This window comes from Streptomyces sp. NBC_01471 (assembly GCF_041438865.1).
Classification (GTDB): Bacteria; Actinomycetota; Actinomycetes; order Streptomycetales; family Streptomycetaceae; genus Streptomyces.
Map to the genome: position 1 here is coordinate 341,852 of NZ_CP109450.1, position 21,376 is coordinate 363,227.

Here is a 21,376-nt window from a genome sequence, read left to right on the forward strand (position 1 = left end):
ACCGTAACGACCGGGGCGGAACGGCGCGGGCCGGACCGTGGGGTGGGACGCGTAGGCCTCATCGCCCCCGGGGCTGCCCCACATCGTCACAGCCCCGGCCGCGGCCACCCGAACCCGCCCGAGCGTCCCCGTCCTCACGGAGGGGGCACGAGACTCACCACCCCGCGTGCGACGCCCAGCTCCACCAGATCGTGGGGACGCAGGCGCAACTGGTCGGCCGTCTCCCCGATCCGGTCCGGATCGCGCTTGAGGATGGCGGCGGCGGCCTCCGGTGCGATGACGGAGAAGTAACTGTCCGGCGTGGCCCAGGTGTTGCCCGGCGCGGCCAGCGCGAGCGCGCCGCCGGAGCCGCCCTCACCGATGAGGAGCGTCGTGAGCGGTACGCGGGCGGTGGCCATGGCCAGGAAGAGACCTGCGATGGCCGGGCCCGCGCCGGAACGCTCCGCTTCGGCGTCGTTGGCGGCGCCGGGCGTGTCGATGAGGGTGAGTACCGGGATCCCGAGGGCATCGGCGAGCGAGACCAGCCGGGTGGCGGTGCGGTAACCGGCGGGGCGGGTCGCCGTGCCGCACTGTGCGGCGTATGCGACGGTGCGGCCCTGGTGCATGCCGAAGCCGCAGCGCATGCCCGGGTCGGTGCCACCACAGCGGTCCCCGCTGATCTCCCGGACACGGCCGCCGAAGTAGGCGTCGAGGTAGGCGGCGGCGCGTGGGCGCTCAGCGGAGCGGGCCAGCGCGACCGCCTCCTGCCCGGAAGTCGCGAGGGGTGACCCCCCGACGGGCGCGCCGGGAGGTTCGGGAGTTCCGGCGCCCCGTGGCCCGGAGAGCAGCAACAGCCAGTCGGCGAGGGCGGCGCGCAGTTCCCCGGGGTGCACCAACGCGTCGATCTGCCCGGTGGCGAGCTGTGCCTCGGCGGTGTACGCGGCCGGGTCGGCGCCCGGTGGCCGCACCCGCGATCCGGCGAAGCCGACCTGCGCGCCGGGCAGCGCGAGGACGACATCCGCCGCCGCGCCGAGAGTGGCCCAGCCGCCGCCTGTCGTGGGGTCGCGTGCGACCGCGATCTGTGGGACTCCGGCAGCTCGCAGCAGAGCGGACTGGCGTGTCACGCGCTGCAGCTGGGTCAGCGCCCGCATGCCTTCCTGCATCCGGCTGCCGCCGGTGGCGATCAGCGAGACCAGCGGCGTGCGCCGTTCCCGGGCCGTGGTGAAGGCGGCTTCCAGGAGGTCACCGGTGGGCTCCCCGAGTGATCCGCCGAGGAAGCCGAACTCGAAGGAGATGAGAACGGCCTGTCTGCCGCCGACCGATGCGGTCCCGCAGACGACGGATTCGCGCTCCCCCGTCCTCTTCGCGGCCCGCGCGATCGACTCGTCGTACCCGGGCCAGCCGAGCGGACCGTCGGATTCCCTGGCGCGGGGCGAGTGCACCAGCTCGGTGAAGGAACCCGGATCCGCCACCGCGCCGGTCGCCTCGCGGGCCGTCCAGGTGTCAGCCATGCAGCGCACGCTTCATGATCTTGCCCATGTCGTTGCGGGGCAGTTCGTCCAGCAGCCGCACCTCGCGGGGCCGCTTGTGCGGGGCCAGCTGCTGCGCCACGTGACGGGCCAACTCCTCGACTGTGGGCGGGTGCTGCGTGTCCGTCGGGACGATCCAGGCGACGATGCGCTCGCCCAGGTCCGGGTCGGGCTCCCCCGTTACGGCCGCCTCTCGTACCGCAGGGTGGTCCAGGAGGGCGTTCTCGATCTCCCCCGCACCGATCTTGTAGCCGCCGCTCTTGATGAGGTCGGTGGCCTTCCGGCCGACGATGCGCACGGCCCCGTCGGGGTCGCGGGTTGCCATGTCACCCGTACGGAACCACGGGCCGTCGAATGCCGCAGCGGTCGCGTCGGGACGGTTCAGATACTCGGTGAACAGATTCGGGCCGCTCACCTGGATCTCGCCGACCGTCTCACTGTCGTACGCCGTGATCTCCTCCCCCGTCTCCTCGACCAGCCGCACCCGCACGCCGTCCAGCGGCACGCCCACCGTGCCCGGCCGGGGTTCGCCGTCGGCGCGGACGCTCGTGTTCATCAGGGTCTCGGTCATGCCGTACCGCTCGATGACGCGCCGTCCCGTCGCGGAAGCGATGCGCTGGTGGTCGTACACGGGGAGCGCGGCCGACCCCGACACCAGGAGACGGGCACCGGACAGGGCCGTGGCCAGCGCCGGGTCGTCGGAGAGCGCCTCGGCGATGCGGTGGTACATGGTGGGAACGCCGAAGAACATCGTGCCGTGAGCGGCCAGTTCCCGGGCGACCGCAGCCGTCTCGAAGCGGCCGAGATGGTGCACGGCGCCGCCCCGGCGCAGCGGGCCGAGGATACCGAGGATCAACCCGTGGACATGGAAGAGCGGAAGGGCGTGGACCAGGACGTCGTCGCCGGTCCACTCCCAGGCCTCGGCCAGCGCGTCCAGCGTCGAGGTGATCGCCCGGCGCGGCAGGACGACTCCCTTGGGCGGCCCGGTGGTGCCGGAGGTGTAGACGATCAGCGCGGGCGCCTCGGCGGCCGGCTCGTCGGGCAGCGGCGCGGGCCCGGACGCCGCCCGTACGTCGATGTTCACACGGTCCACCCCGGCGAGCACCGGGGGCAGTTCGTCACCGGGTGCCGCGAGAACAAGCGACGGTGTGCTGTCGGACAGGATGTGCGCCAGTTCGCGCTCACCGGTCCGGGGGTTGAGCGGTACGGCGGGCACCCCTGCGAGCAGCGCGGCGACCACGCCCACGGCGGTCTCCAGGGTGGGCGTGGCCCAGACGGCGACCCGTCCGGCCCCGCCGAGCAGAGCCGCCGACGCTCCCGCCGCAGCGGCCAGTTCGGCATGGCTGAGTGACCGGTCACCGAAGCTCAGCGCAGGACGGTCCGAGCCCGCGGCGAGGGCCGGGAAGAGAGGGGGCATACGTCGAAACTCCTCAGTTCATGGGGACAGCGGGTGAGCGGCCCTGGCAGCCGGCAGGGGGTGCGCGACAGGCTGCTCCGGGGGGCGGTTCCAGGTTCTCTCCTCTCAGGCCACCCCGACCCTCTCACCCGGTACGCCACCGGGCTCATCGCGGGACGGGCGGGACCGCACCACCAGTTGCGCCACGCCGGTGACGGCGAGGTTGGGCAGCAGCGCCACGAGGCCCGGGTCCATTGTCCCGAGATCCACGCCGCCGAAGGTCAGCCAGGTGAGGACCGCCACTCCGGTGAGGATGCCGAGCAGTACCGGGGTCGCGTCCAGGCGCACTTTCCTGGCCAGACCCATGGTGATGGCCGGGGCCAGCTGGCTGAGTCCGCCGAAGGTGAGCAGCAGGAGATTGGCGAGGAGGTCGGGGCGGGACAGCCCGAGACAGAGCGCGAGGGCTGCGGCAGCGACCGCGCACACATGGTTCGTACGCAGTTGGGTGCGCTCGCTGCGGACGCTCAGGACGTTGCGCGACAGCAGGCTGGAGATCCCCACGAGGATGGCGGCGGACGGCACCATCGCCGCCGATGCCGCGGCCACTGCGACCACACCGACCAGCCAGCCGGGCAGGGTCTGCCCCGCGAGGGTCAGGGCCACCGCGTTCCCCGGCGAGTCGGGCGACAGCATGAGGATGCCGGCGAAGCCGACGATGACCGGAATGCCCAGGGCTATCTGGTAGAGGGGCAGCCAGACGGCGTTGGAGCGCAGCGCCCGCCCGCTTCGGGCCGCGAGGACCGGGGGCCATAGATGGGCCATGGTTCCCAGGCCGCCCCCGATGCCGGAGATGATGACAGCACTGACGAAGTACGTTGCGTCATAGTTCTTTTGATGGAGTGTCAATAGATCTGGGCGTGTGTCCCGCACGGTCTCGAAGAGGCCGCCGATACCGCCCTTCACCGAGATCGCGACCCCGGCGAAGAGGACGAGGAGCCCGGCGACCATCAGCGCGTCCTTGAGGTAGGCGACGCGGGCGACCCCGCGGATACCGGACCACAGGACGAAACCGACGGTGAGGACGGTCGCCAGGATCATGCTGAGGTTGCCGCCGGTGCGGCTGCCCGTCGCCAGCTGGACGATCAGGCCGAGGCCGGTGATCTGCAACTGGAGGTAGGGCAGCAGGAACACGGCCCCGACGATGGCGACGGCCTTGCCCAGGAGCGGGCTGCGGTAGCGCTCGGCGAAGAAATCCGCCTGGGTCAGATAGCCGTGTTCGGCGCCGAGTTGACGCATTCTCGGAGCGGTGAAGTACTGGAGGACGAAGTTGATGGCGAGGTAGCACAGGGCGTACGAGGCCGCGACCCCGCCGCCGAAGGCCAGGCCCGCCAGGCCCAGGAAGCTGAAGGTGGTGAAGGACTCGCCCGCCTGCAGGAACCAGGTGGTGAAGGTCGAGAACTTCCTTTCCCCCACGGTCCATTCACCGAGTGGGCCCTTGGCCGGGCGGTGTCTGCCGATACCGACCACAGCGATGGCCAGCATGCCGATCGTGGCGATGACGCTGGTGCTGTTCATGCCGCGGTCTCCGTCTCGGGGCAGTCCTCGCGCGCCTCTGCGGGCGGCGCGAAGCGGTCGGTCAGCGCGAGCCCGGCTGTCGTCCCGGCCGTCCACAGCAGGCACCAGGCCAGCACCGAGGGGACGCCGAGCCATAGGTACGGACCGTTCACGAAGGGCAGGAACGGTGTGCTGAGGAATGCCATGACGGGCATGACAGCCCAGATCACATGCAGTTTTCTCATGAGAGCTCCCGGGGGTGCGACAGCTTCAGGCAGGGGAGAGGACCGGTCGCCGACGCCCGTGCCGGGTCACGGCCTCGTAGGCGGCACCGACTTCGAGCACGGCCGCATCGGCGCGCGGCGGGCCCACGATCTGCAGGCCGACGGGGAGCCCGGCGTCGGTGAAGCCGGCGGGCACCGAGAGGGCGGGTGCGCCCAGCACGGAGAGGAAGTAGGCGGAGCGCATCCAGTCGAGGTAGCTGTGCAGCGGCCGACCGTCGATCTCGGTCGGGTACTCCTCCTCGACGGGGAAGGGAGAGACCTGGCTGACGGGGGCCAGCAGCACGTCGTACCGCTCGAAGAAGCCGGTCGCGGCGAGATGGATACGGGTGTGCTCGGCGGTGGCGCGGGCGAGGTCCGCGCCGGTGAGACGCCGCCCCTCTTCGATGTTCCGGACGAGGCTGGGCTTGAGCGCGTCGCGCCGCTCATCGAGGAACGTACCGAATCCGAGACTGAACGCCTGGGCACGCAGGGTCCGGAAGACGTATTCGGCACCATCGAGGTCCGGGCAGTCCTCTTCGACGCGGCACCCCAGCTCCTCGAAGACCGCCACCTGCCGGTCCAGTACGCCGGACACGTCCCCGTCGACGGGAACCCGCCCGCCGAGGTCGGGTGCCCAGGCGACCCGAAGCCCCGTCAGATCGGCGCGTACCGGAGGCGAGCGGAAGGTGTGACCGGGCGACTCCAGTGAGACGGGGCAGCGGGGGTCGGGGCCCGCCATCACGGACAGGAGCAGGGCGGTGTCCGCGACCGTACGGCCCATGGGGCCCGCGACCGCGAGGGTGTCCCACACGTCGCCGGACGGATGGGACGGCACCCGGCCGGGGGTGGGCCGCAGCCCCACGACGTTGCAGAAGGAGGCAGGATTGCGCAGCGAGCCGCCCATGTCGCTGCCGTCGGCCAGCGGCTGCAGCCCGGCGGCGAGCGCGGCAGCGGCGCCGCCGCTGCTGCCGCCGGCCGAGCGCCCGGTGTCGTACGGATTGCGGGTCGCGCCGAAGACGGGGTTGAAGGTGTGCGAACCCGCCGCGAACTCGGGCACATTGGTCTTCCCGATCCGGATGGCACCCGCCGCTTCGATGCGCTGGACCAGGAGCTCGTCCTCGTCCGGCACGTGGTCGGCGAAGAGCGGCGACCCGTGGGTGGTGCGCATTCCGCGTGTCAGATGGGTGTCCTTGAACGCGATCGGCAACCCGTGCAGGGGGCCGGTCGCCTCGCCCCGTGCCATGCGTGCGTCGGCTGCGGCTGCCGCGAGGAGGGCGCCTTCCTCGTCCAGCGTGACGATGGCGTTGACAGCGGGATTGATCAGCGCGATCCGGTCGAGGTGGGCCCGGACGACCTCACGGGCAGAGAGGTCGCGGCTGCGCAGACGCTCCGCGAGTTCGGTGGCGTCGAGTATGCAGAGGCCATCGGTCGCCTCATCGGCCGTGTCATCGATCATGACGCACAGACTGAGGGCGGTTGACCATATAAGTCAACACCCTTGCAGTGGTGAGCGTTTCAGACGTGATGATTATTTGGATGCACATTATGGTCAAGCAAGGAGAGGCCCGTCAGGTGCGCTGACGCAGGAGCGATGTAGCCGTCCCACTCCGCTTCAGCGCCTCGACCACCAGATGGGACTGGACCGCCTTCACCCGCCGCACCCACGGCGCCGCGGTCAGGAACTCATGCAGGGCGGCCTTCGAAGGCTGCGTCACATCGACGAGCAACTGGTACTCCCCCATGACCACTGCCGCGTACCGCACGAGCGGCGACTCGACCAGCAACCGGCCGACCGCCTCCACCTCATCGGGGCGCGTCTTGATCCACAGCAGCGCCTCGACCGGAAGTCCGAGCAGCGCGGGTTCCACACAGGCTCTGATGCTGACGAGTCCGTCGCGGGTCAGCGACTCCACCCGCCGCCGCGCGGTCGCCAGCGAGACTCCCGCCACCGCGGCCAACTCCTCGTGCGTGCACCGCCCGTCCTCGGCCAGCGCCCGCAGGATCGCCTGTTCCTCGGGGCCCACCTCGGAGTCCGGCACACCGACGCCGTCCGAGACGGGAGACCGGCCACCGAGCGCCGTGATCTCGTCCTCGTCCAGGATGTCCGGCTGCCACTCGTGCACCGTGCGGAAGTACCGCAGGACCGGCGAGACGTTCTGGGAGAGCAGTCCCGGCAGCGCGGGCACCTCGTCGAGCATCAGGTGCGCCAACTGGCCCTGTGAACACTGCAGTTCGGCCACACAGTCGACAGCCCCCGCCAGCACGTAACTGAAGATCGCGTCGTCGCGCGCGGCCGCCGCCGCCGCCGCGTCCCGTACCGCGCCCGGGCGGCAGTTCATCCGCAGGATCACGGTCTCGCCGCGCACCACGAGCCCCGTGACGGACACCCGCCCGCTCTCCAGGAGCCGCAGGCCGCGCCGCGCCACCTTCCGCTCCGGCTCGCCGAGCGCGGAGGCGATACGTCGCCAGGGCGCCCGCCCGTCGACCTGGAGCGCGGCGGCGATACGGCGGTCGAGGGAGTCGAGTTGCTCGACGGGCGAGGTCACAGTCGTCGGAGGCGTCACCACGCGACCCTATGCGGTCCACGCAGGGGGGCGCCGTCTCGTCGACGGGGTGGACCGGCAACACCCGTACCGGCTACGACATGCCGTCGGGGCCCGGCGGAAGGCACTTCTCCGCCGGGCCCCGGACCGCACGTTGGGAGGGCTGCCGGTCGGCCGGGGCAACTTGCCCGGCCGGATCCGCCCGGGCCCTTCCTGACCAGCGTCTTCGCGCAGTGGGGTGACCGCGCGGAGTTGAGGTCAGAAGGAGCGAGACCGGAAGCAGCGACGTCAGAAGTAGTGCTTCCGACCACCGACCGCGCGTCCGGTCGCGCCGAGGATCCACAGGAGCGCGCCGACCACGACGAGCACCCCGCCGACTGTCGTGAGCAGCGGGACACCGACCAGCAGGCCGATGACGAGCAGAATTGCACCGAGAATAATCATTTCAGTTCCGATCTTCACGTCTCTGTGGTGCGTGCAGGTTCTCGCCTGGCGAGCCCCACAGCGCCTCTTCCAGCCCGCTGCGTAACCGGGACCGGATCACATCCCGGCCGGTCACGCGATCGGTTGCTGCTGGATCTTTGTCGTGCTCACTCCGTGTGCCCGGCTCTCGGCCACCCATGCACGCGTGATTCATCGACTCTGCGAAGAGACGCGATGCCGCCCCGGCCGCCTGCCCCGTTCTGCTCGTCGCGGGCGGCGCCATCGGGGCCTCACACCATCAGGCGGCCGACTTCCTGAGGGTCGAGACCGGTCAGCTGGGCGATGCGCGGCGCGGAGATTCCAGCGGTCAGCGCACGGTGCACGAGAGCCTCCCAGTCGTGGACCGTGTCACGGAACTCCAGAAGCTCGCTCTCCATGTCCGTGACGGACTGGGGCGCACACTCCTGGTGCAGCCGCAGCGCTTCCTCCTCGCTCAACGGAACGGACAGGCGCTCCGCGTCCTGCGGAATGAATGCCTCAGCGTCGGCGGGAATGATTCTGACCTGCTCCGAGGAGCCCGAGACTCCGTGAGCCTGCAGCCAGCCGTGTACAGCAGGTGTCTGCACACACTCCAGCGCGCCGACGGCGGCAAGGGCTGCACCCAGCCGGGGTCCCCGGTCAGGGAGCAGAAACAGGTAGGCCTCGTCAGCCATCGCGTGAATTCGCCTTCTCGATCGGACATCGGCGGCCTCAGGTTATCGCCCCTGAGCGAGGTCAATTCCCACCGGCCTGTCGCCCGTTGCACGGGTCATGGCCGAAGCGCCGCAACCGGGTCCGGCCGGCGCACCGTGCGGGCGCCGGCCGGGATCGCACTGATGTCCTCGGTGACGGTTACTTCACGAGGACCACCGAGTTGATGGGCGTCATGTCGTACGGCGAGAAGGTGCCCTTGGCACGGTCCACCGCGGAGCAGCGGGTGCCGTTGGACCCGAAGCAGAGCTGGAAGCCCGCACCGCCGGTCTGGTTGTTGATCAGGACACGCTTGCCGGTGACGTTGGACAGGTTGTGGCTGCCGTAGCTGTAGAAGATGTTCTTGCTCAGGATGGTGCCGTTCGTCTCGCGGATGCAGAACGCTCCGGAGGGACAGGCCGTCGCCGCATCGGCGCTGGGAGCTACGGCGAGTCCGGCACCGAGCACGCCTGCGGCCAGGGACAGCCCTGCGGCGGTCATTGCGATCTTGCGCATACTTTCTTCCCCCTGTTTCTCGGCGCTCCCGTATGGAGCACCTTGCATTCGAAAGTAGCTCTCGCGGGCGGCCAGCGTCCGGAAATCAGTGGAAATCATGACCCCTGTGCCAATTCTTCGGCGAGTCGTTCGACAACGGCTTGAGAGTCTTTGTCAGGCCACCGCCCTGAGCGTCCGGCCGTCTCGTCCGCCGGCCCGGACGGGGCGTCCGGCCACCGTCCACCTCCGCACGAAAGTCAACATATTCCGACCAGTTCCACAGAGGGAAGGAAAACTGAAGCAACAAATATTGACGCGACCAACCCGTGCGCGTAGCTTCCCGGCGAAGGCGCCGAGCGGCGTGAACTCCATTGCCGCGACGGCAGGTTGAGCTCCACTCCCCCACCACGTCACCGGGAGCACACCATGCGTGAAGAGAGATCCCCAGCCGTACGAGCCGTTCCGCGTCTCCCCGACGGGCCGCCGGCCCACCGTCTCCGGAGACGGCTGCTGTCGGCCGTGGCGGCCCTCGGCCTCGTCCTCGGCGCCCTGATCGGCCTGCCCGCGATATCGCAGGCCGCCGGCTCGCTGCCCTGCGACCTCTACAGCGCCGCGGGCACCCCCTGTGTCGCGGCGCACAGCACGACACGCGCCCTGCTGTCCTCCTACGACGGCCCGTTGTATCAGGTCACCCGTGCCTCGGACGGCGCCCGGGCCGACATCGGCCTGCTGGCCCAGGGTGGCTATGCCGACGCCGCCCAGCAGGACGCGTTCTGCCAGGACACCACCTGCCGGGTCACCAAGATCTACGACCAGACCTCTCGCCACAACGACCTCACTCCCGGACCGGCCGGCACGTCCGGTATGGGCGCCGACCGCGGGGCCGACGCCGGCGAGATCGCCGTCACGGCCGGCGGCCACAAGGTGTACGGCATCTGGGTCTCGCCCGGGGTGGGTTACCGCTCCACCGGGGCGGCCCCGGGTGTCGCCGTGAACGGTCAGGCCGAGGGCGCCTACATGGTGGCCAGCGGCACTCATGTCGGCTCCGCCTGCTGCTTCGACTACGGCAACGCGGAGAGCACCCCGGCCGACACCGGCAACGGGCACATGGACGCGGTGAGCATCGCGACCACGTGTTACTTCGAGCCCTGCACCGGCTCGGGCCCCTGGGTCGAGGCGGACATGGAGAACGGCATGTTCCAGGGCGACAACGGTTCGAACACCGCGAACGCCGGGAACAGGAGTCCGTTCGTGACGGCCATGCTCAAGAACAACGGGCAGACGACGTACGCACTCAAGGGTGCCAACGCCCAGTCGGGGCCCCTGTCCACCTGGTGGAACGGCTCGCTGCCGACCCGCGGCGGCTACCTGCCGATGCACCAGGAGGGCGGCATCGTCCTCGGGACGGGCGGGGACAACAGCAACTGGAACATGGGCACCTTCTTCGAAGGCGTGATGGTCGCCGGCTACCCGACCGACACCGCCGAGAACGCGGTGCAGGACAACGTCGTCTCCGTCGGCTACTCGGGCGAAACCGACGTCCCCAACGGCCCGCAGGGCACCATCACGGGGCCGGGCGGTCAGTGCGTCGACGTCGCCGCCGACGACACCGGCACCAACGGCACGGCTGTCCAGCTGTGGAACTGCCAGTCCTACGCCGAGGACCAGTACTGGCAGCACCATGCCAATGGCTCCCTGAGCACGATCGGCAGATGCCTGGACATCGACGGAAACGGCACGGCCAACGGCACTCAGGTCGAACTGTGGGACTGCAACGGTGTCGGCGGGCAGGTCTGGCAGCAGCGCTCCGACGGCTCGCTGTTCAATCCCCAGTCGGGCCGCTGCCTGGACTCCCCCGACGGCGCGACCGCCAACGGCACCCACCTGCGGATCTGGGACTGCAACGGCGCGGCCGCGCAGAAATTCACGCTGCACTGAGATCCGGTGAGGCGGGGAACTGATCCGCCCGCACAGCAGGAGAGCTGGTACGTAAGGGGCGCTCGCCGAGCACGAGAAGAGCCGCTCGCACCGTGGGGGTACGGGAACCGGTGGTTCCCGTACCCCCTGTCCGGTATGTGGCAGCGGACGCCTGCGGGTGGTCAGTTCACATAGACCTCCGCCCGGTCCACGCTCACGTACGACGCCTGGGACTGCCCGTCGTGTTCGCCCGTCACCCGTACCTGGAGCGTGTGCTTTCCGTAGGGCAGGTGCGGGCTGAGGAACTGGAGCGTCTCGCCCGTACGGATCGCCCCGTAGTAGTCCAGCCGCTGCTCGGGGCCGCCGTCGATACTGAGGCCCGCATAGCCGTTTCCGGTGTCGCGGACGGACAGCAGGGCGATCCGGGTACCGGTGAAGGTGAACGTGGCGGTGTTCCCCGCGCGGTCGATCCAGTGGTCGTCGCCCCAGAAGCACTGGGCCGCGCAGCCTGTGCCCGAGTTCCAGTCGCCGGTGTAGGTGACGGTCCCGTCGCCGCTGGAGCGGCCGTCGTCATTGATCCAGTAGGCGCCCGGGCCCGGGTCCCCGGACGGGAGATCCTGGGTGGCCCCCGTCGCGAGCGGGCGGCCGAGGGCGGGGCTTCCGTCGGCGTTCCAGCCGATGCGCTGAGCACGGCTGGTGCGGTCGCTGTAGGTGACGGCCGAGGTGGTCTTGGCGTGGTAGACCATCCAGTCCTCGGTACCGTCGGGCGAACGGAAGAAGGCGTGGTGGCCCGGGCCGAAGACGCCGTGGTCGTCGGCGCGGGAGAAGACCGGCCCCTGGTGCTGAGTCCAGTTGCCGGGTACCAGCGGGTCGGCGTCGGACGGGAGCGACATCATCCAGATCTGGTAATCCGGTTTTCCGGTGTCGCACGTGGAATAGGTCAGCCAGGTACGCCCGTTCCGGTACAGAAACTCCGGCCCCTCCCGGACTTCGGGGCAGCCCCCGGCCGCGTCGATGGCGACCGCATCGCCCGAGACGGTGTAAGGATTCGACAGAGGCGCGAGATTCAGCCCGTTGTGCTGGTACTGGTTGATGCCGCTGTACGCGAGGTAGAGCCGGCCGTTGTGCTGGAGGATGCCGGGGTCGATGGCGAAGTCGGCGGCGTGGTTGGGCGGCGCCAGCTCCGCCTTGAAGTGGTACGAGCCTGCCGGGTCGTCGCCGTCGGACTCCGCGACGTAGATCCGGTGGTGGTCGTCGACACCGTCGTCAGCGGTGTAGTAGAGGTACCAGCGGTCTCCGAAGCGGTAGAACTCGGGGGCGAAGATGTCCCTGTTACGGGAGCTGTCGCTGTCGGTCCAGATGGTGATGGGATCGGCGGTGAGCAGAGTGCTGAGGGACGGCGAGCGCCACATGCGGACGCTGCTGCCCTGAGTGGTGGTCAGGTAGTAGTTCCCGTTCCAGTACGTCATGAACGGGTCGGGGCCGGTGTTGAGCGGGTTCCGGAACGAGCCCGCGGCGGCGGTCTGCGGGACAGCCGCAGGGGCAGTCGGGGCAGTCGCCGCAGTGGCGGGCCGCGCGGTGCACGTCACGGCGAGGATCAGCCCGAGCGCGGTCAGGACGCCGAGCAGGCGCACGAGGCGCAGTGGACTTACGGGTCTGTGGAGTTGCGTGCCCATGAGGGACTCCTTCTCTGCGGACCGCTTTCGCACAGTGGGGGCGGGTGGAATTGCGGGGCGGGTGGAGTTGCCGGGCGACCGGATGAGGCCGGTCGTGAGGTGCGCGGGACTGCGTGCAGGCATCGGCGCGCACCCTGCCGCAGTGCGCCGGGGCGCCTCTTTGCATCGATGTAATCCCGATGGTGCGTCACCGTAGAGTGGAGCTGACTCAGCGTCAAGGTAGTTGGCTTGCCCGGCACTTGCCGCGGGGACTTCGGGAACACGGAGCGCGCCGGGGCCACAGCCACGCTCCGGACTCGGGCCGCACCACGGAAATCGCACCTGTTTCGCGCCGAAAGCCTGCACTTGAAAAAGAAACCAAAATCTCATCCATGCAGGCCAGAAGGCAGTTTACGATGAGACCAATTCATTTCGTCCACATGTTGGACACTCTTTCATCGCCTCTCCCGCCCCCGTGAGCTGCTCAGACCTCCGCTTCCGTCACGGTCAGCGGACACTCACGTCCGAAAATCGATCGGCAACGTGCGGCAACTCTCCGCACCGGCCAGACTCCTGTCCGCAACCAATCACCCCCTTCGACAGGAGTTTCGAAATGCGGCACAGCCTCAAGACGCTCGGCGCTGCGGCACTCGCGGCGGCGGCCTGCGTGACCACCCTCGCCGGAACGGCGCACGCCCAGTCGACGAGCATCTACGCCCCCTCCGCCCTGGTGCTCACCGTCGGCCGCGGAGACGAGACGGCGTCGACGGTCGTCCGTGCCGTCACCCTGAGCTGCGCCCCTCAGCCGCGGGGGACCCACCCTGCGAGCCAGGCCGCCTGTGCCGAACTGAAGGCCGTGGGCGGTGACTTGGGCCTGCTCTCCGCCGTCCCCACGGACCAGCGGTGTTCGTTCCTGTGGGCTCCCGTGACGGTGACCGCCGACGGCGTCTGGCAGGGCCGACGCGTCGCCTGGCGGGCCACCTACGGCAACGCCTGCCAGATGGAAGCGGCTCTCTCCGAGAGCTCGGTCTTCAACTTCTGACCTGCCGTCTCCGATCTGCCGCGCACCTGTGCAACCCCGAAAGCGGGGTTGCACAGACCCGGCAGCGACTGCGATCGGCGCGACGATGTCCCTTGTCAGGTCGTGGCGTTGGGGTCGTGGCGTTGGGCCTGCGAGTACCGCGCCTGACCGCTCGGCGACTTGGGTGTTTCATGCCGGAGTGACGCCTTTTTCATTCCTTCTGATGAACACCCAATTTTTCCCGGTGCGCCGGATTCCACAGCCCGCATAGTGACAGCGCGACGGCTCCGGCACGCGACCGGCCGCCGGGAACACCGGGCCCACCCCACACGGGTGTTCACCACACCTCCCGGCCGCTGACCAGCGTGCCGCAGGGCCGTCGCGCACCGTACGGGACGGCCGCCACACACGGCCGTCCCGTCTCCTGGCCTGACGAAAGGTGAGAGCCCATGCGGATCGAAGCGGTCAACCGGGTCAAACTCGTGTTCACCCTGTTCGACGCCGACGGCAACGGGGTCCTGGAATCCGACGACTTCAACCTGATGAGCAGCCGGGTCGCCACGGCCGTGCCCGGAGCCGACACGGCACGGAAGCAGGCGATGCGGGCCGCCTTCACGCGCTACTGGACCACGTTGGCCGGTGAACTCGACACCAACCACGACGGCCGGATCACCTACGACGAGTACCAGGCGTGCGTCCTGTCGCCGGAGCGCTTCAGCGGTGCGATCGACGAGTTCGCGGCCGGCTTCGCGCGCTTCGGCGACGTGGATGGCAGCGGTACCGTCACCCGCCAGGTGTTCACCGGCATGATGAGAGGAGTCGGCTTCGACCTGCCGAACATCCATGCCCTCTTCGACGCCTTCGAGCCCGACGACGCCGACCGGGTCAGGGTGGACGTCTGGGAAGCCGAGATCAAGAACTTCTACGCCCCGGACAAGGGCGGTATCCCTGCCGACCTGCTGGCGGCCCTTCCGGCGGCCTGATTCGGCCCCGTCCGGCGACTCGCTCCGTACCGGACGAGCCGCCGGACTGCCCCGCCCCCGCACCCGATTCGGCACAGGCGCGGGGCCGGGGCCGGGCGGGCCAGTCCGGGCCGGGGCCCCAGCCGGTCAGCCGGCGCACGTCGCCGAACCCCCAACTGCCATACGCTGGGCCGGGTTCACATCTGCCGCACGACAGGAACCGATTCGCAGCCACGGAGCCCGGCATCCCTGCGTGCCTGTCCTGGCGACCCCCCGCTGCCCACCACCCGGCCGTCGAGAACCGCCAGCCAGTCGCCCTCGGACGGCGCTGCCGACAGCCCCTCCACGCCGGCCGGTTCGAGGGCCCGCAGCAGCGCCGGGTCGGGTCCCGTCGGTGTGGCGGCCTCGGGCGGTGCGCCCGCGCGCCACTCGGCGATGGTCCGCTCACCTCCTCTGGCGCGTACCCACAGCACGTGCTGCAGCACGATCAGCGGCCCCAGTGCGGTCAGGAGCGGAAACGCCCCGGTCAGCATCCCGAGCGCGAACAGCAGGCTGACGGAGCCGGAGACCACCAGCCCGACCCCGGCAGCGAGAAGCCCCGCGGCCCGCCCGAACGCCTTGACCATCGCCAGCGGGAAGAGCACCAGGAGCAGCAGGTCCCCCAGGCCGAGCGCCACCGGCGGACTGTCCCGTGTGATGGCCAGCAAAGGGGCGAACGGCAGCCCCCTGACCTGGGCGGCGAACCGGTCCGTGACCGAGGTGAGTACGGTCGCCACGAGGTCGTAGCAGGCGAGTGTGCCCGCGAACCACGCCGCATGGGCCGACCGCATACCGCTCTGCACCCACATGTTGGCCACCCCCACCACCGCGACGGCGAGCAGCACATCGGTGAGCACCATCACGGTGAGCGGCCGCTCCGCCCAGGCGAATCCGGCGGTGGCCGCGACGGCGGCGCACGCGATCACCCAGGCTCGCCCTGCGCCGCACAGCGGCGCGAGGGCGAACTGGAGCGCCGCGCAGAGGACCAGGCCGAAGGCCACTGCCACCGCGTCCCGGGGCAGGGCGAGATACACCAGGGGAGCCGCCACCACCACGGCGCACATCACGGCGACATCGGGCAACTCGTATCTGCCGACAGGGGGACGGGGCATCCGGACCCGGGCGAAGTAGGCGGCGCCTCCCGCGGTGACGGCGGCGACGCAGCAGTTGAGACCCACCAGGGCGGCGGCACTCATGCCGGGCTCGCGACGCGTACCGCGGCCGGGCGGGCCGACTCGAAGGTGTGCTCCCGCAGATCGGCCCGGACCGGGCCGGTCGGCGGCAGCGCGGCCGGGTCGTCATGGAGGACGATCGCGTCCAGTGCGAGGCCCGCAGCGGTGGCCCGGTCCTCCAGCCTGCCGAGCAGGGCGGCAGCGGGCAGCCGGCGGACCAGGACGTGGAGCCGCGGCCCCGGGGGGTGCTCGACCAGGGCATGGCGCGCAGGCAGCGGAATGTCCGGCTCCGCCTCCAGCAGGTTCAGCACCGACCGGGTGGGGACGGCGCGGCTCAGCGGACCCGACCAGCGGCCGAGTACGGGCGAGGTCGCCGGCAGGTGGGCGAGTTCGCACCTGGGCGCGGCCTCCGGACGCGCGACCAGATCACCGGTCGCGTAACGCAGCAGCAGGGTGCAGTCCCGATAGGGCACATACGGGGTCTGGACGATGGTGCCGATCGCGCCGGGCGGCGTCGGCTCATGGGTCACGGGATCGAGTATCTCCAGGTGCCCGAACTCGGTGGTGTGGTGCAGATGCCCCTCGGTGCACGGCGTCCCGCCCGACGGCAGGGTCTCGGTCATCATGTACGCCGTGGAGATCCGGGCGCCCAGGGCGGCGGCTGCCCGCTCCTTCAGCGGCTCGGACAGCACTTCTCCGCCGACGCCGATGGACTCCAGGCCGAAGTCCGAAGCCCGCCAGCCGCTGCGCTCCGCCTCCTCCACCAGGGCGGACAGGTAGGACGCGGAGATCGTCAGGTGGGTGATCTGCGGGGCCTTGCCCCGCAGCCCGAGCGGGGTGGCGAGCCGGTCCAGCGCCACCACCGGGTCGACGGTGCCGATCTGGACGAACGAGGCGCCGATCCGGGTCACCGACTCCTCCACGTTGATCAGCGGCAGGGTCGCCCGGGAACAGCCCGCGTACGCCATGGTGTGGCGGGGCCGCAGCCCCATGCCGAGCACGGCCGAGACGGTGCTCATGGCGACCGCGATCTCCACCTCGGCCCGGGAGTACCAGACGGTGGTGGGCGTACCGCTGGTCCCCGTGGTGAGTGCCATCAGCGCGGGAGTGGAAGCAGCGGACACGAAGGCAGCGGGCAGGCCGCGCAGAGCCGCCTTGGGCGTGACGGGGATCCGGTCCCAGGTGTCCGGCGTGAGGGTGAGGGGATCGAGCCCCAGGCCGTCGAAGGTCCGCCGGTAGTAGGCCGTGTGCTGGGCGGCGGCCCGGGCCGTGGCCCGGAGACTTCGTTCGGTGACGGTCCGCCGTACGGCGGGGTCGACGGCACCGGCCTGACCGGGCAGCAGAGCCGAGTCCGCTCCGGGCTCTCCGAACTCCGCCAGAGTCGCGACCAGGTCGCGGGCGATACGTTCGAGGTCCTGTGGCCGGATCCGACGATTGCGCAGGATCGCCAGGCCGTAACGGAGTTGACTGAGGGCGGTGCCGAACAAGGGGGCCTCCTGGTGCCTGGACCGGGGATGACTTCCCGGTCCAGGCCGGGGCCGATCGTCAGACCATGCTGGCGAACATCGCCGCGGTGAGCGTGCTGAAGGCGTACTTGATGTAGTGCTTGACCATTCTGGATCTCCCTTGTCCGGGCCGCCCAAGGGGCGGCTGGGCTCCTCGTGGTGCACTCCCGGCCGAGGGCGGCCGTTCGATGAACGAGACATTAGAGCAAGGGAGTTAATGCCTCAACGGTATCGCCGGACTGAACCTGGCCCCTGCGCCGCCGGCCGGCACTCACCGGCCCGCCGACGACCTTCCCGCCCTGCCTGAGGGGCTGCTTCGCCGCCGTGGAGTACGCGGTCACACGAGAAGCACGGGAGCTGCGGGCAACGGTCTGACGCCGCCGGTCCACGGATCTCGACGGCTGAGCCTCGCCCCAGCTCCAGGCCTTCAGGGCCGGATGCGGCCCCGCGGTACGTGGTTGACAACCAGTGCCCAACACGCCCAGACACCCCCGGGGCGAAAATGTTTCCACGTCATCCGAACGGCTCTCACGTCGAAACGATTCTGCACAGACACACAAAGGGACTCCGTTACCTCTTTCCGTCGGACGAGCGGGTCATGAGATCACCGATCGGAGATTCAAATGTCTGTAAATTTACGGTCAAGCGAAGGGTGATCCCCACCCTTTCGACATCGGAACCCTGGAGGTTCGATGCGTTACGGACCAGCGCTGCGCGAGGACATCTCTGCGCCCGGCACCACACCGCTCATCGGTATCTACGACATGTATTCGGCTTCTGTCGCCGCCGAACACTACGACGGGTTCTTCGTCTCCGGATTCGGTTTCGCGGCTTCGCACTACGGCCTTCCCGACATCGGCTACATCGCCTGGCCGGACATGGTCGCGTTCGTGGAGCGGCTGCGTCTGGCCTTCCCGGGCCGGCACCTCCTCGTCGACATCGACGACGGATACGTGGACCCGGAGGTCGCGTGCCACGTCGTGCAGCGCCTGGACCGGGCGGGCGCGTCCGGCGTGATCCTGGAGGACCAGAAGCGTCCCCGCCGCTGCGGGCACGCCGACGGCAAGCAGGTCCTGCCGTTCGAGGAGTACCTGGACAAACTCAACATGGTGCTGGAATGCCGGGGCGAGATGGTCGTGGTGGCCCGCACGGACGCGGTCGAGGAGGACGACATCCTCTACCGGGCCGCGGCGCTGGCCAAGACCGACGCCGATGTGGTCCTCGTCGACGGCGTACGCAGTGTGGAGTGGATCCGCCGCATCCGGGACGTCATCGGGGACAAGCCGCTGCTCTTCAACCAGATCGCCGGCGGCAAGTCACCGCGCCTGTCGCTCCCGGAGCTGGACGCGCTGGACGTGGACGTCGCGATCTACTCCACTCCGTGCCTCTTCGCCGCTCACGAGGCCATCGACGCCGCGATGCGGAGTCTCAAGGCAGCGAACGGACGTCTTCCCGAGGTGAGCGGCCCGCGAAGCATCGGCGTGCCGGAGTCGACACAGCTGCTGGAGCGCAACATCAGCCGCCACCACGATTCCTCCTCGCGCCTGGGTGTCTGACGGGTACCCGCGGCTTCCAGCCGCGGGTACGCCCTTGACCCGTCCGGCCGCCCGCAAGCCCTGACTGCCGACGGCCACCGCGTCGTCGCGGTGGCCGAGAGGAGCGCCACACCATGAACCACCCTCTCGAACCCCACGTCGTTCCCGCGTGTACCAGGTCACCGCGCGACACGGATCGCCCGGACGTGTCACGGGTGTTCCAGGGGCCCTTTTCCTCATGTTCCTCGCGTTCCTCGCGACTCCGGAGTGTCCTCACGGTTGCCGCGGGCCTGGCCATGAGCGCCGCCTGCGGCCAGGGGGTCTCGGTCGCGGCCACGGAGCGCCCGCTGCTCGTGTCGACTCTCACCCTGCCCACCCACATCGCGGCGATCGAAGTGGACAACTCGCACGCGGACTCATGGCTGGAGATCGACCGCACGGCCAACGCCCAGACCGGAGCCGGCGACGCGGGCAGTGATCACGAGGGGGGCGACTGAGACCGGGAAAGGAGAAAGGGACCACCTCTTCGTGAATTCCTCAGTTCCTGATGCGTAAAGCAGGTCGCGCCGCTGCCGATCCGGTAAATCCACTCGCTGACGGCGAAATGCATCGCACAGTTCGGTGCATTCAATTGGCCAGCTCTCCCAGAATTTCCCAGGTCCGGCGCCGGGCGGCGTCTCCTGCGATCTCCGTTGCCGCGAACACCACCTCGGTCGCCCCGGCATCCCGGTAGCGACGCACCTCGGCGGCGACCGTCTTTTCGTTGCCGATCACGGCCACGTCGACAGCGCGCGTGCCGCCGGACAGCTCAATGACGCGCGCGTACGACGGGATCTGTTCATAGAACGCCAACTGTTCACCGGCTTTCTGTCGTACGGAGTCGGCGTCGTCGGTCACCACGCCGGGCACGATCGCCACGATCCGGGGCGCGGGACGGCCCGCTGCCTCCGCCGCAGCCGTGACGGCCGGCACGATGTGCTCGGCCAGGGCCCGGGGACCGGCGAGATAGGGCAGGATCCCGTCCGCCAGCTCACCACTGGCGCGCAGCGCCTGCGGCCCCATCGCGGCCACGAGCAGGGGCACGCCCCCTTCAGCCCCGGGCACCCGCGCGGAGACCGGCGTGGTCGCCGTGAGCAGTTCACCGTGAAAATCAGCGGCGCCGGTCTCGGTCAACTGGCGCAGCGCCACCAGGAATTCGCGCAGCCGGGCGATGGGCCGTGTATACGGGATACCGAAGCCGCCCTCGGTCAGGAGCTTGGTGCCGAGCGCGAGTCCGAGGTGGTAGCGGCCGTGCGTGGCGGCCTGCGCTGTCTGTGCCTGGCTGGAGACGACGAGAGGGTGGCGTCCGAAGACAGGGATGGCGGACGTGCCCACATTCAGACCGGATACCTCACGCCCGACGATCGCGGCGAGTTGAGGCGAGTCGGCGCCGAAAGTCTGCCCGAACCAGGCGGATCTCAGCCCTGCGCCCGCGGCTTCCCGGGCGAGTTGCACCGTGGCATCGATCTGGTTGACGGCGTCAGGCGCGTTGAGTGCTACTCCCACAGTCATGACGCTGCAAACGACCGGCGGACAGCCGCGCATTCCGTTTCTTGTGTGACAGCTTCTTGTCGGCCGCGTGTACGCCGCCGCATCCCGCCAGGCCCAGCCTGGTCTCGCACCGGGCCGCGGCATGGCCACGGCAGGTCCGGCGACCGTCGTCGCCGAGAAGAAGCTGCACGCCGAAGTGGCGAACGCGACGCCTCGGCGACGAGCTCGTATCAGGGGCGCATGGCAGGCGTACCGGCGCACACTGTGGGGCGTTGAGGCACGCGATCACCTCATTGCGCCCCCGACAGTGAACACGGACTTTCTCCGGCGGGGCTGAAAATCACTCACGCAGCAAGCGCCAACAGCATATTTCCGCACCTCATCCACCTGTTATGCCAGGTAGTCGAGGGGCGCCCCGACTCCACCGCAAGGGTTGACCGTCCGTAGTGGGCGCATGGAGTGACATTCACCGGGAAGATGTCAGCCGAAGTTGGTTTTATGTGAAGGTCTGACGGGTGTAACGTACTGACGCTCGACTGAAGTCGAACGGATAGTTGGGGAAACGACGTTCGATTACAGGTAAATGCGCGACCGGGGGTACACATGGTCTCGCTTGCCCGTCAGTCCACATGCCAGAAACAAATGGGTAGGGGGAAGTAGTGCTCAATCCTTTCGATGACGGTTCGGCTCGGTTCGTGGTACTGGTCAATGAGGAGCGTCAGTACTCGCTCTGGCCTGCCGCTTCCGAGGTACCGGGTGGATGGACCGCCGCGCGGGCCGAGGGCTCGCGTCAGGAGTGTCTGGACTTCATCGAGACCAACTGGTCCGACATGCGGCCCGCCAGTCTCGTCGCGGCCATGGAAGCCGTGGACCAGTAGAACGCCGGCGCGCGATCAGTGAACACAGGGCAGAGGTGGGCCGTCCGACGATGGCCCACCGACGCCACCTCTCGACGCCGGGAGCCACCCGCACATCAGCTTTCGCAGGCCCATTAGTCGGCCACTGAGTTCGGCGCGACCCCGTCCGAACCCACGTGGGCCGAAGGGCCCGGCGCGGCTTGCTTTACCGTCTCCGACGCACTGAGCACAGGGGATGGCTTGTCATGCCCTCATGGATTGACTCAACACCC

At 69.6% G+C, this 21,376-nt stretch carries 19 protein-coding genes; 6 read left to right on the forward strand and 13 right to left on the reverse strand.

Features of this window, described 5'->3' with window-relative positions; genetic code table 11:
* Nucleotides 1–134: 134 nt before the first annotated feature.
* The 9 genes from OG285_RS01510 to OG285_RS01550 all read right to left on the reverse strand — a co-directional run bounded on the left by OG285_RS01510 (nt 135) and on the right by OG285_RS01550 (nt 8,932).
* Nucleotides 135–1,490, reverse strand: a complete 1,356-nt coding sequence (locus OG285_RS01510) for a carboxyl transferase domain-containing protein (RefSeq protein WP_371789901.1) — start codon at nt 1,488–1,490, stop codon at nt 135–137.
* Nucleotides 1,483–2,925: an acyl-CoA synthetase gene (locus OG285_RS01515; RefSeq protein ID WP_371789902.1), complete on the reverse strand. Its 1,443-nt coding sequence runs from the start codon at nt 2,923–2,925 to the stop codon at nt 1,483–1,485. Before OG285_RS01515 ends, OG285_RS01510 begins: the two co-directional genes overlap by 8 nt.
* Before the next feature lie 105 nt (nt 2,926–3,030).
* Nucleotides 3,031–4,479 (reverse strand): sodium:solute symporter, encoded by a 1,449-nt coding sequence (locus tag OG285_RS01520; RefSeq protein ID WP_371789903.1) that lies wholly within the window; start codon nt 4,477–4,479, stop codon nt 3,031–3,033.
* Nucleotides 4,476–4,703 (reverse strand): hypothetical protein, encoded by a 228-nt coding sequence (locus tag OG285_RS01525; RefSeq protein WP_356836557.1) that lies wholly within the window; start codon nt 4,701–4,703, stop codon nt 4,476–4,478. The genes OG285_RS01520 and OG285_RS01525 overlap by 4 nt, the downstream gene beginning before the upstream one ends.
* Nucleotides 4,704–4,728: 25 nt before the next feature.
* Nucleotides 4,729–6,177 (reverse strand): amidase, encoded by a 1,449-nt coding sequence (locus tag OG285_RS01530; protein ID WP_371789904.1) that lies wholly within the window; start codon nt 6,175–6,177, stop codon nt 4,729–4,731.
* A gap of 112 nt (nt 6,178–6,289) precedes the next feature.
* The gene (locus OG285_RS01535) at nt 6,290–7,285 is read right to left on the reverse strand and encodes an Lrp/AsnC family transcriptional regulator (protein ID WP_371789905.1); all 996 of its coding nucleotides are present in this window, start codon (nt 7,283–7,285) and stop codon (nt 6,290–6,292) included.
* A 267-nt stretch (nt 7,286–7,552) separates the two neighbouring features.
* On the reverse strand, nt 7,553–7,708 hold the full coding sequence (locus tag OG285_RS01540) for a DUF6131 family protein (protein ID WP_356836589.1): 156 nt from the start codon (nt 7,706–7,708) through the stop codon (nt 7,553–7,555).
* 269 nt (nt 7,709–7,977) lie between these two features.
* Nucleotides 7,978–8,400, reverse strand: a complete 423-nt coding sequence (locus OG285_RS01545) for a DUF6003 family protein (RefSeq protein WP_356836563.1) — start codon at nt 8,398–8,400, stop codon at nt 7,978–7,980.
* A gap of 178 nt (nt 8,401–8,578) precedes the next feature.
* A complete protein-coding gene (locus OG285_RS01550; protein ID WP_356836565.1) occupies nt 8,579–8,932 on the reverse strand; it encodes a hypothetical protein in 354 nt (117 codons plus the stop codon).
* A gap of 405 nt (nt 8,933–9,337) precedes the next feature.
* On the opposite strand from OG285_RS01550, the gene OG285_RS01555 reads away from it, so the two are divergent.
* Entirely contained in the window at nt 9,338–10,849 is a 1,512-nt protein-coding gene (locus tag OG285_RS01555) for an arabinofuranosidase catalytic domain-containing protein (protein WP_371789906.1), read from the forward strand.
* A 161-nt stretch (nt 10,850–11,010) separates the two neighbouring features.
* Here the strand turns inward: OG285_RS01555 and OG285_RS01560 are convergent, their stop codons facing one another.
* Entirely contained in the window at nt 11,011–12,504 is a 1,494-nt protein-coding gene (locus OG285_RS01560) for a family 43 glycosylhydrolase (RefSeq protein ID WP_371789907.1), read from the reverse strand.
* Between the two features lie 592 nt (nt 12,505–13,096).
* Here OG285_RS01560 and OG285_RS01565 point away from each other — a divergent pair.
* Together OG285_RS01565 and OG285_RS01570 are read left to right on the forward strand one after the other, a co-directional pair.
* A complete protein-coding gene (locus OG285_RS01565; RefSeq protein WP_371789908.1) occupies nt 13,097–13,525 on the forward strand; it encodes a subtilase-type protease inhibitor in 429 nt (142 codons plus the stop codon).
* Between the two features lie 428 nt (nt 13,526–13,953).
* The gene (locus tag OG285_RS01570) at nt 13,954–14,487 is read left to right on the forward strand and encodes an EF-hand domain-containing protein (protein ID WP_371789909.1); all 534 of its coding nucleotides are present in this window, start codon (nt 13,954–13,956) and stop codon (nt 14,485–14,487) included.
* A 176-nt stretch (nt 14,488–14,663) separates the two neighbouring features.
* Here the strand turns inward: OG285_RS01570 and OG285_RS01575 are convergent, their stop codons facing one another.
* The gene (locus tag OG285_RS01575; RefSeq protein WP_371789910.1) at nt 14,664–15,701 is read right to left on the reverse strand and encodes a hypothetical protein; all 1,038 of its coding nucleotides are present in this window, start codon (nt 15,699–15,701) and stop codon (nt 14,664–14,666) included.
* Nucleotides 15,698–17,164, reverse strand: a complete 1,467-nt coding sequence (locus OG285_RS01580) for a phenylacetate--CoA ligase family protein (protein ID WP_371789911.1) — start codon at nt 17,162–17,164, stop codon at nt 15,698–15,700. Before OG285_RS01580 ends, OG285_RS01575 begins: the two co-directional genes overlap by 4 nt.
* Before the next feature lie 710 nt (nt 17,165–17,874).
* On the opposite strand from OG285_RS01580, the gene OG285_RS01585 reads away from it, so the two are divergent.
* Both OG285_RS01585 and OG285_RS01590 read left to right on the forward strand, forming a co-directional pair.
* Nucleotides 17,875–18,738: an isocitrate lyase/PEP mutase family protein gene (locus tag OG285_RS01585; RefSeq protein WP_356836579.1), complete on the forward strand. Its 864-nt coding sequence runs from the start codon at nt 17,875–17,877 to the stop codon at nt 18,736–18,738.
* A 275-nt stretch (nt 18,739–19,013) separates the two neighbouring features.
* Nucleotides 19,014–19,214 (forward strand): hypothetical protein, encoded by a 201-nt coding sequence (locus tag OG285_RS01590; protein WP_356836581.1) that lies wholly within the window; start codon nt 19,014–19,016, stop codon nt 19,212–19,214.
* A gap of 130 nt (nt 19,215–19,344) precedes the next feature.
* Here OG285_RS01590 and OG285_RS01595 read toward each other — a convergent pair whose 3' ends face one another.
* On the reverse strand, nt 19,345–20,268 hold the full coding sequence (locus OG285_RS01595) for an LLM class F420-dependent oxidoreductase (protein WP_371789912.1): 924 nt from the start codon (nt 20,266–20,268) through the stop codon (nt 19,345–19,347).
* Nucleotides 20,269–20,906: 638 nt separating this feature from the next.
* Between OG285_RS01595 and OG285_RS01600 the strand changes: the two genes are divergently transcribed.
* Nucleotides 20,907–21,125 carry an MbtH family protein gene (locus OG285_RS01600; protein WP_356836585.1) on the forward strand — a complete coding sequence of 73 codons (219 nt, stop codon included), beginning with the start codon at nt 20,907–20,909 and terminating at the stop codon, nt 21,123–21,125.
* Nucleotides 21,126–21,376: the final 251 nt, after the last annotated feature.

Excerpts from the sequence above, each read along its gene's own strand:
- OG285_RS01510 (WP_371789901.1), bottom strand. The coding sequence starts at position 1,490 with ATGGCTGACACCTGGACGGCCCGCGAGGCGACCGGCGCGGTGGCGGAT.
- OG285_RS01515 (WP_371789902.1), bottom strand. The coding sequence starts at position 2,925 with ATGCCCCCTCTCTTCCCGGCCCTCGCCGCGGGCTCGGACCGTCCTGCG.
- OG285_RS01520 (WP_371789903.1), bottom strand. The coding sequence starts at position 4,479 with ATGAACAGCACCAGCGTCATCGCCACGATCGGCATGCTGGCCATCGCT.
- OG285_RS01525 (WP_356836557.1), bottom strand. The coding sequence starts at position 4,703 with ATGAGAAAACTGCATGTGATCTGGGCTGTCATGCCCGTCATGGCATTC.
- OG285_RS01530 (WP_371789904.1), bottom strand. The coding sequence starts at position 6,177 with ATGATCGATGACACGGCCGATGAGGCGACCGATGGCCTCTGCATACTC.
- OG285_RS01540 (WP_356836589.1), bottom strand. The coding sequence starts at position 7,708 with ATGATTATTCTCGGTGCAATTCTGCTCGTCATCGGCCTGCTGGTCGGT.
- OG285_RS01545 (WP_356836563.1), bottom strand. The coding sequence starts at position 8,400 with ATGGCTGACGAGGCCTACCTGTTTCTGCTCCCTGACCGGGGACCCCGG.
- OG285_RS01550 (WP_356836565.1), bottom strand. The coding sequence starts at position 8,932 with ATGCGCAAGATCGCAATGACCGCCGCAGGGCTGTCCCTGGCCGCAGGC.
- OG285_RS01555 (WP_371789906.1), top strand. The coding sequence starts at position 9,338 with ATGCGTGAAGAGAGATCCCCAGCCGTACGAGCCGTTCCGCGTCTCCCC.
- OG285_RS01560 (WP_371789907.1), bottom strand. The coding sequence starts at position 12,504 with ATGGGCACGCAACTCCACAGACCCGTAAGTCCACTGCGCCTCGTGCGC.
- OG285_RS01565 (WP_371789908.1), top strand. The coding sequence starts at position 13,097 with ATGCGGCACAGCCTCAAGACGCTCGGCGCTGCGGCACTCGCGGCGGCG.
- OG285_RS01570 (WP_371789909.1), top strand. The coding sequence starts at position 13,954 with ATGCGGATCGAAGCGGTCAACCGGGTCAAACTCGTGTTCACCCTGTTC.
- OG285_RS01575 (WP_371789910.1), bottom strand. The coding sequence starts at position 15,701 with ATGAGTGCCGCCGCCCTGGTGGGTCTCAACTGCTGCGTCGCCGCCGTC.
- OG285_RS01585 (WP_356836579.1), top strand. The coding sequence starts at position 17,875 with ATGCGTTACGGACCAGCGCTGCGCGAGGACATCTCTGCGCCCGGCACC.
- OG285_RS01590 (WP_356836581.1), top strand. The coding sequence starts at position 19,014 with ATGAGCGCCGCCTGCGGCCAGGGGGTCTCGGTCGCGGCCACGGAGCGC.
- OG285_RS01595 (WP_371789912.1), bottom strand. The coding sequence starts at position 20,268 with ATGACTGTGGGAGTAGCACTCAACGCGCCTGACGCCGTCAACCAGATC.